A 14,042-nucleotide genomic window follows, 5' to 3' on the forward strand; every position below is an offset into this window, starting at 1 on the left:
AGTTCTCTGTTTACACTTGTGCCGCTAGTATATGCTGTTTTGGGACAGGTAATGCAGATTTACGCTCCAATATGGATACCGATGGATTTACCACCGACATCTACCGATTCAAAAGCATGTTCTCCGCCAAAATCAACCGTAGTTACAAGTACATTGTCTCGCAATACATTCTCAAAGGCTGTAACTGCTGCTTTAAGCTCATCGTCTACATTCAGCGTGAGTGCGATCCGTTTCTCGATCGGCAGATCCAAACGTTTACGGTAATCTTGAACCGCACGAATGATCTCACGAACCCAGCCTTCTTGTTCAAGCTCAGGTGTGATTTCAGTATTGAGCGCAACCGTAATTCCATATCCGGAAGCTGCGGCGAAACCTGCTTTAGCTTCTTTTTCAACGAGTAGCTCATCAGAAGTGATCACCAGCTCTTCTCCCTCTGGTGTCGCAATCGCGATTGAGCCGTCTTGCACCGCTTTGCGGGTGGAGTCACTATCCAAAGCTTTCAGGAAGCCTTGCAGGAAGCCGACGTTTTTACCGTATTTTTTACCCGCAACTTTAAGATTCAGCTTGAGTGTGAAGTCAACAAATCCACTGTCGCTAGTCTCTAGCACGATGTTCTTGATGTTGATCTCGTCTTTAATGATCTCTTCATACTCAGCCAAATAAAAGTCGCGGTTCATCGAAACGATCAGCTCAGACAGCGGTTGACGATTCTTAATGCCTGTTTCGTTACGCACATTACGCGCCAGCTCAACGATTTGTCTCGCACTTTCCATATCCTCTTCCAGCTCTTTATCGATCAAGCTCTCATCAGCAACCGGATAATCTGCTAAATGCACACTTTCTCCGCCGCCAAGGTTCGTAAAGATATCTTCAGACAACATCGGTGTAAATGGAGCCATCAAAGACGCTGTCTTTAAAAGCACATGAGTCAGTGTACGGTAAGCATCCAGCTTATCTTCACCTAGACCACTACCCCAGAAACGGTCACGGGAACGACGGATATACCAGTTGCTCAGCTCATCTATAAAGTTCTCAATACCTTTGGATGTGTTCACGAAATCATTTACCGCAAGTCCTTTGTCTACCAAAAGAATCAAGCTGTTCAGACGGGACAAAATCCAGCGGTCCAGCTTATGTTCCGATACTTTAAAAGGATGATCGGCAGGATCATAACCATCGATGCCTGCATAAAGCGTCAAGAACGCATGCGTATTCACCAGTGTATCTACAACTTTGGATTTGGTTTCCCCTACAAGACCACGAGAGAAACGTTTGTTATTCCACGGTGCACTATCGGACAGAATTGCCCAACGGAAAGCATCCGTGCCGTAATCGTTCATGATATCCCAAGGATCAATAACATTGCCTTTTGATTTGGACATTTTTTGACCATTCTCATCAAGGATATGACCGTGAGCAATAACAGCTTTATATGGAGCTTTACCTTTAAACAAGGTAGATACAGCTAGTAAGCTATAGAACCATCCACGTGTCTGGTCGATCCCTTCACAGATCATATCTGCTGGATATTGATCATTCAGCTTATCCTCGTTCTCAAATGGATAATGACTTTGCGCAAATGGCATCGAACCACTATCGAACCAAACATCGATAACCTCCGGTGTGCGAACCATCTCTGCACCTTCGCTGAAAGGACTGCGCAGCTTGATCTTATCTACAAAAGGCTTATGCAGCTCGATATCCTCAGGTACATCGCCAATCGCCATCGCTCTCAGTTCTTCAATGCTGTGTGGAGCGAACTCTTTGCCCGTTTCTTGACATACCCAAACATTAAGCGGTGTCCCCCAGTAACGATTACGGCTGATATTCCAGTCCACCAGTTCATCCAGGAACTTCCCGAAACGGCCTTCACGTACATGCTCAGGATACCAATCTACGCTGTTGTTATTAGCAATCAGCTGATCTTTGATCGCTGTAGTGTTGATGAACCAGCTGTCTGTTGCGTAGTACAAGAGTGGTGTATCACAACGCCAGCAGAACGGATAGCTGTGCTCGTATTTTTCTTTGCCGTAAAGCAGTCCTTTTTCAGACAAAGCTTTAACGATATCCAAATCGCAATCCTTCACGAAGCGTCCAGCAAAATCAGACACTACATCCGTATACTTACCGGAGTTATCAACCACGTTCACGAAGCTGATGCCGTTCTCGCGGCAAGTCTTGTAGTCATCTTCGCCATGCGCTGGTGCCATGTGAACAATCCCTGTACCACTGGAATCTGTAACGAAGGAAGCACCTACGATGACATTGCTTTTCTCTGCCTTGATGTATCCGAATGGAGGAGCGTAAGTTTTGCCGATAAACTCGGAACCTTTATGTGTAGAAAGGACTGTGTGCTCGCCTTTCATTACTTCCTCCACCAAATTTTTGGCAACAATGTAGATACCATCTTCTTGTTGTACACGTACATAGTCCATGTCAGGGTTCATGGCTAATGCCATATGCGCTGGCAGCGTCCAAGGTGTAGTCGTCCAAGCTAGTACGTAGTCTCCACTGTCATCCAGTTTGAACTTTGCAGTCGCACTGAGATCCTTGACGGTCTTGTAGCCTTGGGCTACTTCATGGGAGCTTAGGGTAGTCTGGCAGCTAGGGCAGTAAGGACTAACGCGGTGTCCGCGGTAGAGCAATCCTTTGTCATGCACAGTAGCCAAGATGTTCCACACGCTCTCGATATACGTGTTATCCAAAGTTACGTAAGGATTATCCAGATCCGTCCAGTATCCGATACCCTCAGTAAACTCGCGCCATTGCTTCTCATAACCAAAGACGCTGTCTTTACATTCCTGAATGAATTTTTCTACGCCATATTCCTCGATCTCTTGTTTGCCGGAGATACCAAGCTTCTTTTGTACACCTAGTTCTACTGGCAGACCATGTGTATCCCAGCCGGCTTTACGAACCACGCGGTAGCCTTTCATCGTTTGGTAACGACCGATGAAATCCTTGATTACACGGCCCAGCACGTGCCCGATATGCGGAGCACCATTGGCTGTAGGAGGACCTTCGTAAAATACATAGTTCGGACGTCCTTCACGATTCTCCATGGATTTACGGAACGTATTTTCGTCGCTCCATTTCTTCAGTATGCGGACATCTCTTGCCCGCGCTTTTTCTTTGACATCTACTTTTTGCATGTGATGGTCAATCCTTTCATGGTTTAGTCTGTAAAGCCGTAAGCGGCACGCTTTATCTCAGGCATCCGAGCCGCGATCCCGTAGGGCAGCACTGGCTCGGGGTGCCACATGGAGCGGCGAGTGAAACGCCGGTCTGCTCTAGCAGTGAAGGCCCCGCAGGCTAACCCGCCAGGGGAGCCTAAGAAGGGCCGCTCCTTCAGCCACATGAGTCCGTTCGCTTCCACCACCGTACCTATATGCACGAGGCTTTACATTGCCGGTGTCCAGAGGGCGGCATCCCCCTAAATCCCCCTTAGAAAGGGGGATTTAGGGGGATGGCCACCCCGGAACAACAAAATAAGCGTCATCCCACCCCCAAAGGGGCGAGACAACGCTCGCGATACCACCCTAATTCTGCGCATGAGCACATCCTTAAGGGGAATGTATTCAGCACAATCTCAGTCCTGTGCGTAAATCTCATGCACAGGTCCGGTGTAACGTCCGGCAGACGGCTAAGCTTACGCACGATCAACGCTTCAGCTTAACTTCTAGGGGAAGATCTTCCGGCAGGGTTCGAACAATCGGCTCTCAGCAATCGCCGACTCTCTGGAGAACGTTACCTTGTCGTACTTGTCCCGTCATCGAATACATATAAACATTATACAGATATGTTCTATTTATAGACTTTTTAAGTCTAAATGTCAACAACCGCTAGCGAAATCCGCAATTAGGAGTATACCAGTGTAGGCTGAATACTTTATTATGATCGATTTTAGCGGAAAATAAAAATAGAGGGAATAACTCCCTCTATTTAGCCGATTTAGCATGAAATTATAAATTAGAGGGAATTCCCTCTAATCTGATCGAAGACCATTAAGCCCCAGATCTGGCCTAATCACACACCAAATCAGCATTCAATCGTCATAATGCATCAGATACGATGTAGAACATCATCCTTAAAAGTTACGCTCTCGCTTGCCTCACGACTCTCCAAGGCATTCCAGTCATCCTGAGACAACAGCTCAAGCTGTGCTTCCACCAATGTGCGAAAACGAGTGCGATAGATCGAAGCTTGCTTGCGCAATTCTTCAGTCTCAATAGCAACCTTACGGGATTTGGATAACGCTTCGTTAATAATCCGATCCGCGTTCTTTTCCGCTTCCTTGATAATGAGCTGCGATTCCTTCTTGGAGTTGTTCTTCACATCATCCGCCGCTTCCTGAGCGACTAAGATCGTTTTCGATAAACTCTCTTCAATATTCACAAAATGATCTAAACGCTCTTGAATGGACAAAAGCTGATTCTGCAGCTCTTTGTTCTCACGGATGACACTTTCGTAATCCTTAATGACTTGATCCAGAAATTCGTTGACCTCGTCCTCATCATAACCGCGAAGTCTCCGAGAGAACTCCTTGTTATGTATATCGAGCGGTGTTAATGGCATGCTGTGCACCTCCTAGAAATTTCGGACCTTCTAAGTCTCTGAACCAACCCTGCGCAGCAGACAAAGAAGCAAGACTGTACTTCAAGTAAAGGCAGAGGATTATATCAACGCTCCAACTGCCATTCATGGTTCGCCTCTTCTATAAAATATCGGCGTCCTGCTTTAAAAATGTTTGATTCCCTCGAAATAATCAATTTCGACAAGTAAAGACGGATTCCTGCAAGGGATTCACACAAATTTACCAACCTGAACACGGTATCGGCCCTTTTTCGTCAAACTACCGACCTCTAGAACCTTGAATCGACCAAATCCTTGAATAGATACCATGTCACCATCTTTAAGTCCGCAGGAAGGGTCTTCTTCCACTTTCCAATTTACCCGAACGCGTCCAGCCTTGATGGGAGCAAGAATTTTGCTTCGGCTAAGCCGTGTTACATCTGCGGCAATGCCATCCAATCGTAGGGACGCTACAGTCAAATCCATCATTTCCAGCTTCACCTCACTATTACGCAAGGCAGAAAGTGGCAATACCTCCGTGCTCACCTGTATTCGATGAACTCCAGTTAAATTCATGGCTAAATAATCTGCAATATCAGCAGCTACTACCACATGACAGCCATCGTCCAGAACATGAATATCACCGATTTTGCCACGTTTTACTCCAACACCCAGAATAGAGCCCATGTAGTCCCCATGCTCTAGCGCCAGAAACTTTTGCTCCCCAGAGGTTATCGCAAGAACCTTCAGCTCCATGTCCTCATGTTCCAGATCACGATAATCAGGCGCAATGAGTGCTCGCTTCCGCTCTGCCTCAGGGTGGCCGCCTTCCCATCTGACGATAACATCTGGATGCCGATTGACGAGACTTTGCAGAATAAATCCTTGGCGCGGATCTAGAAATTCGGTCAGTTTCGTCTCATGATATTCTCCAGCATGGGTAACCCATTCCCAAGCCTTGTCCACAAATTGTCTTTCATCGGGATGAAAATGCCCGTAAACTTCTGTCTTCATCACTTCTGCCTAAAAAATTAAGTGCAAAATGGATTTGAGTCCACCTGCCGCAAATTCCAAGACAAGCAGTGCTATGATCGGGGAAATATCAAGCGTACCAAAGAGTGGCGGAATAAACCGACGAAATGGTGTCAAATACGGCTCAACAAGCTTGCTCAGCAGTTCTCCGATAAAGTTCTCACGAACATTTGGTAACCACGACATCAGTACGTAGAAAATAATCATGTAAAAATAAATATTAAACAGCATATCAATAATGTAATCAATTTGGAGCAAAGCTCATTCACCTCATTCTGTTATAGTCTGGATCGTCACCTAGGATTTCTGTAATGGCACCTTGAATTTCAACGGTATCTGGCGTGCACATAAATATATTGCCCCCAATTTTAGAGATTCCTCCCCCAAGGGCATAAACGGTTCCGCTAAGAAAATCAATAATTCTCATCGCCTGATCATTACGGACACGCTGAAGATTAATCACTACCGTCCGGTGAGAACGGAGATGGTCCGCAATTTCCTGTGCCTCATCGTACGAACGCGGCTCATAAAGTACAACTTTTACATTCTTCTGCGAATGGATACTGACAACGTTGCCCCTTTGATTTTTGCGGGTTTCGACAGGGGCTGGCTCATATTCATCCTCATCTTGGGAAATACGCTCCCGCTCCACAATTTCCTCTTCCTCCTGCAAGCCCAAAAAACTCATAAATCGGTTCATAACGCTCATCACGATCCCTCCTAATGGCCTACTAACACCGTACCTAGGCGTACCCAGGTGGCTCCTTCCTGTATCGCCACTTCAAAATCATTCGACATTCCCATGGATAACTCCGTAATCGGCTCAGGTGTCAAAGCAAGTTGATTGAGCTCATCGCGCAGCTCACGAAGTCCGCGAAATACAGGGCGGGTAAGCTCCGGATCACCTTCTAAAGGTGCCATCGTCATTAGTCCAATTACTTTTACACGGTCGAGACTAGCAATTTCACGCAAAAATCCAGGTACCGCCTCAGGCGACAGACCAAATTTCGTATCTTCTCCAGAGATGTTTACTTGAAGAAAGACATTCACTTCTTGATCTGCGGCAATCGCCTTTTTGTGTAATTCTTGCGCCAGGGATATCCGGTCTAAAGAGTGTATATATTGAAACTTGCCAATAACGTCTTTAACCTTATTGGTCTGCAAATGCCCGATAAAATGCCATGTCCCTTGGTCCCCTAAAACCTTCCATTTGTGCTCAGCATCCTGCCAGCGACTCTCGGCAATATGCTCTAGGCCTGCCTCCAATACGGAGGACACCATTTCCAGAGAAACATATTTCGTCACTGCAATTACCTTGACGTCATTTCGATCCCGGCCGCTTGCCGCGCAGGCACGTGCTACACGTTCCTCTACTTCAGCAATTCTCTCCTGCAGTGTTAAAGCCAACTTTCAACTCTCCTTTATTCCGATCCAGCTCGTCATCCTGCCTGTAACCCCATTTTCTTTACGATAAGAAAAGAACAAATCTTGATTACAGCTTGTACACCAAGAAGTACATTCGATATGAGTCGGCAATATTCCTGCTTTAATCATAATGCGTCGATTCATTTCTTTCAAGTTTAGCATGTATTTGTTCTCATCTGTGTCAGATGTTCTGTATAGCCCTACAGAATCGGCTGTTTCTGTCGGCTTGCTCAAATCACCCTCCAATTGACGGACATGCTTCATCACATAATCGTCCACCTCATAACAACAGTCCCCAATGGAGGGTCCGATCGCTGCAATGATATCCTGCGGATGGCTGCCGTAAACGGTCTCCATTTTACTCACCATCGCGGCTGCAATCTGGGCCACAGTTCCCTTCCAGCCAGCATGCGCAAGACCGACGACTCGGTGCACTGGATCATAAAAGTAAAGAGGCACGCAATCCGCATAAAAAGAAGTAAGCAATACACCCGGCACATCTGTAAGCAAGCCATCGGTTGTCTGAAATGCCGAGGCTCTATCCTTTTGGCCCCGACCACGATCGGCTTCCCTTACCACTGCTATTTCTGCTCCATGGGTTTGTTCCCCACAAGTCCAAGCTTCCGGCTTGAAATCAAGAGCTTCCGCAAGCGTCCTACGATTCGTTAAGACATCTTCCGGAGCATCCCCAACATGAAATGCACAATTCAGGCTGTCATAAGGCTTTTTGCTAGCCCCTCCCTGTCTACCTGTAAACCCTGCTGTAATTTCTTTATGCTCCACACACCAAGGCTCCAGATGGAGCAGCATAAGTGTTTCCTTCCCCTGCACAAACGGTTCCATATCCTCACCTCCGCCTAAGTGTACCACATGTAAATACCCCCACAAAATGCCGCTTAAGCTTAAAACCTCAAATTAACAGCTTTTTATGCGATGCACTCCAATTCTTTTATAAAAAACAAAAAACGCACCTAATTAATAAGTGCGCCGTTCGCCTCGGTCCCCTCGTTCCAGATACATCGTTTCTCGTTCATCCTGCCCTTGAGGCATTCTTGATTCCTCAATCTTCACAAGCACTACATCAGACCCGATTTTGACAATATTTCGCCATGGAATAATCAGATCCGTTCCTCCTCCGAACAAACCCATAAACCGTGTGTAGCCGGGAATTACAATGGCATCGATGACACCTCGGCGTAAATCAAGCTCTAAGTCACTGATTTGGCCTAGTCGTTTGCCATCCACAATATTAATAACGTCCTTAGTCTGAAAATCAGAGATTTTCATCTTTTTAGCTGATCCTAAATAATCCTCGTTCATTTCACCACCCCTGTACAATCAGACCTATAGTCCAATATATGTTATGAAAGCTTGGCCACATGCCTGAAATATCCCTGCAAAGTGAGGCTAAGCTTAAACAATAAAAAGAGGAGATCATCCAAAATCCTTATCACGGATTCTGGATATCTCCTCATTCAGACAATTTAAGACTTCACATGTTTTTGCATTTGCTGAATCGCAGATTTCTCTAGACGTGAGACCTGTGCCTGTGAGATACCAATCTCATCTGCGACCTCCATCTGTGTTTTCCCTTCGAAAAACCGCATGGATAAAATTCGTTTCTCCCTTTGACCTAACTTACGCATCGCTTCACGTAAGGCGATTTCTTCGATCCACGACACATCCTTATTCTTATCATCGCTAATCTGGTCCATTACATAAATAGGATCGCCACCGTCATGATAGATCGGTTCGAATAAGGACACTGGATCCTGTATAGCATCAAGGGCAAACACTACATCTTCCTTCGGTACACCAAGTGCTTCAGAGATTTCGAATATCGTCGGTTCCCGCGAATTCTGATTAGTCAGACTATCGCGTACCTGAAGCGCCTTGTAAGCAATGTCTCGGAGTGAACGCGATACTCGAATCGGGTTGTTATCACGCAAGTAACGGCGGATCTCACCAATAATCATCGGAACCGCATATGTGGAGAACTTAACGTTTTGTGATAAATCGAAATTATCGATGGCTTTCATCAGACCGATGCAGCCTACCTGGAACAAATCGTCAACAAATTCCCCCCTATTATTGAACCTCTGGATAACACTTAGAACAAGCCTAAGATTACCATTTACCAATTTCTCTCTGGCGGATCGCTCGCCCTGCTGCTGCAGCGAAGTGAACAGTTGCCGCATTTCCACATTCGTTAGAACAGGCAGCTTAGCAGTATCCACACCGCAAATCTCGACTTTATTACGGGTCATGATGATTTACCTCCCAAGGAGAAACATTACTGTACATTATCTCCCGGGTTGGCCATTTTATTCCTTGCTAATTTCACCTTATACCATCTTGTTAAACTCCTTACGCAGCCGCTTAATAATTCGTTTCTCCAGACGAGAAATGTAAGATTGGGAAATTCCGAGCAGATCCGCCACATCTTTTTGCGTCTTTTCTTCGCCCCCACGCAGTCCGAAACGCAGCTCCATAATGAGTCTTTCCCGTTCACTCAGCTTTTCCAGCGCCTTTTGCAGCAGCTTGCGATCGACCTGTTCTTCAATGTTCCGATAAATGGTATCATTTTCCGTTCCTAATACGTCTGAGAGCAGCAATTCATTACCATCCCAATCGATATTAAGAGGCTCATCAAAAGAAACCTCACTCCGTGTCTTGCTATTACGCCGCAGATACATCAAAATTTCATTCTCTATGCAACGTGATGCATAAGTTGCTAGTTTTATTTTTTTCTCGGGATCAAAAGTGTTAACCGCCTTAATTAATCCGATAGCCCCTATCGAAACCAGGTCTTCAATATTGATTCCGGTATTCTCAAATTTACGAGCGATATACACTACGAGGCGCAGGTTACGCTCAATCAGCATCGCACGAACAGCTGCATCGCCGCTGGATAGCCGCTGAAGCAGATACTCTTCTTCTTCCCGTGTCAGCGGTGGAGGTAGAGCCTCGCTCCCGCCGATATAATAGATTTCCTGACTCTTCAACCCCAGTAGAAACAGCATGCGGTAATATTGCAGCTGCAGAGCAATTTTCCATTTGACCATTATTGTTCCTCCTCCAAGAAGTACACGGTTAGCGTATAAAGCTTTTAATTCCCGCTTTCAGCCATCAGAAGTTTGGTTCAGCTAGCTTTAAAGATTAGGAAGGTAGTGCTGCATCAGTGGCGCTCTCTTTTTGAGTTAAATCTGGATGTATGACCGCCCGATAGGCTCCATCTCCTGAGAGTGTCCCGCCATCCAGCCCAATTAAGACTCTTTTACTATAAAAGATATCTTCACCGAGCTTTATCGTCACAAGGTCTGGCTTCAGTGCGAGCATAAATGATGCCCCTCGGTTAATCCCCCTGTAAGGTACTAGTCGCATCCTATCCTGCCAAGCAAACGACTGCCCGTCCGTTTCTAGCAAAAGTTTGTCCGCACCATCCTGAGTGAGTCTCCCTTTCCATGCAGCAGGCAGATGCCCCTCCCAGAGCGTCGATTCCATCACCATCACCGGTATGCGGGTCAAAGGATCACAGAGACGATTACCTGTGTCTAACAGGCCAGGACAGGAAACACTTACACCATCAATTTCAACAACCACCTCACCGATATAGGTTTCAAGCTGCTCCCTTCTGATTCGTGAAGAATGCACTGCCTTGAAGCAGATTAACACCAGGGGGAATACTGCAATGACAAACCAAAAGCCGATCTTTAGGCCGTAGGCATGCCCTCCTGAAGCAGTGAACATAATACCATTCCAAATGTCGCTGGAGCTCTGCAGCAAATAGTGAATACCAACAATTCCACCTGCGGCTGCAAAATTGATAATATAGAAAGCTCCCATAGTGCGAAGATAGCTTTGCAGACTCCCAAAACCAAAGGCAATCCATAACATAACTACCGACAATCCAAACTTGATAAGGAAGGTATACATGAAAGACAGCTCCGGTACAAACATCATCACTACATACAGTGCGCCAACGAGAGCTGAGACGATTAAACGCCACCATGAGATTCTCAGCTTAACCATCCAGCCTGTCAGCCACAAAAGAATTCCGTCGATCACTAGATTGGCGGCGAATATCAAGTCAATATAAACAACCAGTGCATTCACCTGCTTAATGGCGGAATCTATCCTCTAGCCAAATTGGATCAGGCTCTGTTTTTTGGACGATATGATTAGTATAGAAAGTCTCGCTTTCAAAGTCTGTCTAAACTTGGGGGGCATTCTTGCGGTTTTTTTGTCGAGTTATAGCGCGTGAGGATTTATTCCTTCTTCATGGAATTTTTTAGATCTTTTATTTCAAAAAAAAACACCGTACCGCCATAGCTAATTAGCTAAGCGATACGGTGTTCTCGTATTAACTTGATTCTCTTTAATTAATCGTTGTTGCCCCGAGTACGATTACGCAGGAACGTCGGAATATCGAGCTGGTCAGAAGAACTCTGATTGCCGAAAGGACGTAAATTTGCTGCGCTCTTATCCGGTGCTGCCGCAGGCTCGTTATTCGTCGAGACCGGACGACGTCCTGGAGTTTCAGGCGAAGGTTTATGTTCAAAGCCAGTAGCAATTACTGTTACTTTGATATCATCCTTCAGATCCTCATCTATAATCGCACCAAAGATCATATTCACTTCAGGGTCAGAGGCGGATGTAACGATCTCAGCCGCTTCATTCACTTCGTATAGAGAGAGGTTGGATCCTCCCGTAATGTTCATAATTACGCCACGAGCACCTTCAATAGACGTTTCTAAGAGTGGGCTCATGATGGCTTTGCGTGCGGCTTCTGACGCACGGTTCTCACCATTTGCGATACCAATACCCATGAGCGCTGAACCGCGCTCGGTCATGATGGTCTTCACATCCGCAAAGTCAAGGTTAATTAGACCAGGAACCTTAATTAGATCAGAGATACCTTGAACAGCCTGCCGGAGAACATTATCTGCTTCACGGAAAGCTTCTAACATCGGTGTTTTCTTATCAACGATCTCAAGCAAACGGTCATTTGGAATGACGATTAGCGTGTCGACTTTTTCTTTCAAAGCTTCGATACCAAGCATTGCCTGGTTATAACGTTTTCTTCCTTCAAAGGTGAACGGACGAGTAACTACACCCACAGTCAAGGCTCCGCACTCTCTAGCAATTTCAGCTATAACTGGCGCAGCACCTGTACCGGTACCGCCACCCATTCCTGCAGTAACAAACACCATGTCTGCACCTTTAAGGGTATTCGAAATCAGATCACGGGATTCCTCCGCTGCTTTCTTACCGACTTCAGGGTTGGCGCCTGCACCCAAACCGCGGGTTAGCTTGTCCCCAATCTGCAGCTTGTGCTCCGATTTGGCCATATGCAACGCTTGGGCGTCTGTATTAACCGTAATAAACTCTACACCCTGAACGCCGTTTTCAATCATCCGGTTGACAGCATTACTACCTCCGCCGCCTACGCCGATGACTTTTATTTGCGCCAAGCTCTCCATTTCAAAATCAAATTCTAACATATAGTTCCATCTCCCCCTCAATGTGCTTGGATGGCCGGTCCAAGTATATCTGGACTTACACTTATATAAACTCGCTGAACATGTTCTTTAGACGCTCGACAAACCCGGTCTTCTGAGCCGTTTCCTGATTTGGAGTGGCGTTCTGCTTACTCCGGTTGACCGTCTTTTTGTTGCTGCTTCCACCACTGCTTCTTCCACGGAAGCTACGGACAACATTATGCAGGATACCAACACCTCCGGTAAACCCAGGGTCCCGTACACCGATATAATCCGGTACAGCGATGCGTACAGATGCGGCCAATTCAGTCTGGGCCGCCTTTAATACGCCAGGCATCGAAACAGTTCCACCCGTTAGTATATAACCTCCAGGTAGTTCACTGTAACCAAGCCGTTTCACTTCCTGTTTAATCAGATGGAAGATTTCTTGCACCCGTGGTTCGATAATTGCCGCTAAATCCTCTTGGTTAAATTCCTTCTCTACATTACTGCCAATGCGCAGCACCTTGAAGACAACGTCAGAGGCTGCATCGTCAATCCATGCGCAACCATACTTTAGCTTTACTTTCTCCGCTTGATCAGTAAGTGTACGTAGTCCGTATGCAATGTCATTTGTTACAAATTCTCCGCCGATCGGAATCGTAGAGGTTGCACAAAGGGAACTTTCTTCGTATATGGCTATCGTTGTCGACCCGGCACCGATATCAACCAGAACAGATCCCATCGATTTCTCGTCCTTGGAAAGCGCCAATCCACCAGCACCAAGAGACATCAGCACAAGATCCTTCACTTTCAGCCCTGATTTCTCAACACAGCGCAGTAGATTATGTATTGGCGTCTTAGCACCCGTAACGATGGTTGCGTCCACTTCTAAACGAACACCAATCATTCCGCGCGGGTCCTGAATACCTTCGAGACCATCGACGATAAATTGTTTAGGAACAACATCAATCACTTCTCGCTCCGGAGGCATAGCGATGACTTCCGCAGCTTTAATAACGCGATCGATATCATCCTCACCGATTTCACGATCCTCATTCTGAACGGCCACGACACCGTGGCTGGATTGCAGGCCAATATGATTACCGGAAATGCCTACATAAACCTCTGATATTTGAATACCCACCATTTGCTCTGCATGATCTATAGCACTTTTGATCGATTGCACAGTTTGGTCGATATCTACAATCGCGCCTTTACGTATTCCTTCCGAATCAGCAGATCCAACGCCAATAATATTAAAGGTTCCATTGGTAACTTCCCCAATTATTGCCCGAACTTTGGATGTACCGATGTCCAAACTAACAATGATGTCATTGTTGCTCAAGTCCTATGGCACCTCCTGTTATAATCGAAATAATTTGCATAACCTTATCCCGGTCCCGGGAAACTTCTCTGTACATATTCAACATACCTAACCCTTTCCCTCTTTTTTCTACAAATTTTTTGAACGGAATAATATTCCAACATCCCTAAATGTGATTAGTTACTCATAATTTTTTATAAGAATGA

Annotated in this window: 14 protein-coding genes and 1 other annotated feature; all 14 genes read right to left on the reverse strand. The window is 45.9% G+C overall.

Features of this window, described 5'->3' with window-relative positions; all coding sequences use genetic code 11:
- Positions 1–59: 59 nt before the first annotated feature.
- Positions 60–3,152: an isoleucine--tRNA ligase gene (gene ileS / locus CA600_RS22470; RefSeq protein ID WP_094873061.1), complete on the reverse strand. Its 3,093-nt coding sequence runs from the start codon at positions 3,150–3,152 to the stop codon at positions 60–62.
- A 23-nt stretch (positions 3,153–3,175) separates the two neighbouring features.
- A complete protein-coding gene (locus CA600_RS30985) occupies positions 3,176–3,394 on the reverse strand; it encodes a hypothetical protein (protein ID WP_143812184.1) in 219 nt (72 codons plus the stop codon).
- Positions 3,395–3,507: 113 nt separating this feature from the next.
- Positions 3,508–3,782 (reverse strand) — a binding site (T-box leader).
- 280 nt (positions 3,783–4,062) lie between these two features.
- A complete protein-coding gene (locus CA600_RS22475; RefSeq protein WP_076299650.1) occupies positions 4,063–4,575 on the reverse strand; it encodes a DivIVA domain-containing protein in 513 nt (170 codons plus the stop codon).
- Between the two features lie 228 nt (positions 4,576–4,803).
- A complete protein-coding gene (locus tag CA600_RS22480) occupies positions 4,804–5,586 on the reverse strand; it encodes a YlmH family RNA-binding protein (RefSeq protein ID WP_094873063.1) in 783 nt (260 codons plus the stop codon).
- Between the two features lie 9 nt (positions 5,587–5,595).
- Positions 5,596–5,835, reverse strand: a complete 240-nt coding sequence (locus CA600_RS22485; protein WP_060622150.1) for a YggT family protein — start codon at positions 5,833–5,835, stop codon at positions 5,596–5,598.
- A gap of 34 nt (positions 5,836–5,869) precedes the next feature.
- The gene (locus CA600_RS22490) at positions 5,870–6,313 is read right to left on the reverse strand and encodes a cell division protein SepF (protein ID WP_094873064.1); all 444 of its coding nucleotides are present in this window, start codon (positions 6,311–6,313) and stop codon (positions 5,870–5,872) included.
- An 11-nt stretch (positions 6,314–6,324) separates the two neighbouring features.
- A complete protein-coding gene (locus tag CA600_RS22495) occupies positions 6,325–7,011 on the reverse strand; it encodes a YggS family pyridoxal phosphate-dependent enzyme (RefSeq protein WP_042190837.1) in 687 nt (228 codons plus the stop codon).
- Positions 7,012–7,014: 3 nt separating this feature from the next.
- Positions 7,015–7,872 (reverse strand): peptidoglycan editing factor PgeF, encoded by an 858-nt coding sequence (gene pgeF / locus CA600_RS22500; protein WP_094873066.1) that lies wholly within the window; start codon positions 7,870–7,872, stop codon positions 7,015–7,017.
- A 132-nt stretch (positions 7,873–8,004) separates the two neighbouring features.
- The gene (locus CA600_RS22505; RefSeq protein ID WP_076284758.1) at positions 8,005–8,349 is read right to left on the reverse strand and encodes a YlmC/YmxH family sporulation protein; all 345 of its coding nucleotides are present in this window, start codon (positions 8,347–8,349) and stop codon (positions 8,005–8,007) included.
- Between the two features lie 164 nt (positions 8,350–8,513).
- Positions 8,514–9,296, reverse strand: coding sequence for an RNA polymerase sporulation sigma factor SigG (gene sigG / locus CA600_RS22510; protein WP_036683631.1), 783 nt, complete (start codon positions 9,294–9,296; stop codon positions 8,514–8,516).
- 78 nt (positions 9,297–9,374) lie between these two features.
- Positions 9,375–10,097, reverse strand: coding sequence for an RNA polymerase sporulation sigma factor SigE (gene sigE / locus CA600_RS22515; RefSeq protein WP_028530613.1), 723 nt, complete (start codon positions 10,095–10,097; stop codon positions 9,375–9,377).
- A 91-nt stretch (positions 10,098–10,188) separates the two neighbouring features.
- On the reverse strand, positions 10,189–11,136 hold the full coding sequence (spoIIGA, locus tag CA600_RS22520) for a sigma-E processing peptidase SpoIIGA (RefSeq protein WP_094873089.1): 948 nt from the start codon (positions 11,134–11,136) through the stop codon (positions 10,189–10,191).
- A 275-nt stretch (positions 11,137–11,411) separates the two neighbouring features.
- Positions 11,412–12,533 (reverse strand): cell division protein FtsZ, encoded by a 1,122-nt coding sequence (gene ftsZ / locus CA600_RS22525; RefSeq protein WP_094873067.1) that lies wholly within the window; start codon positions 12,531–12,533, stop codon positions 11,412–11,414.
- Positions 12,534–12,594: 61 nt separating this feature from the next.
- Complete coding sequence (gene ftsA, locus CA600_RS22530; protein ID WP_094873069.1) at positions 12,595–13,857, reverse strand: cell division protein FtsA; 1,263 nt, start codon at positions 13,855–13,857, stop codon at positions 12,595–12,597.
- Between the last annotated feature and the right edge of the window lie 185 nt (positions 13,858–14,042).

Source organism: Paenibacillus sp. VTT E-133280 (assembly GCF_002264385.1).
GTDB classification, from domain to species: Bacteria; Bacillota; Bacilli; order Paenibacillales; family Paenibacillaceae; genus Paenibacillus_AQ; species Paenibacillus_AQ nitricinens.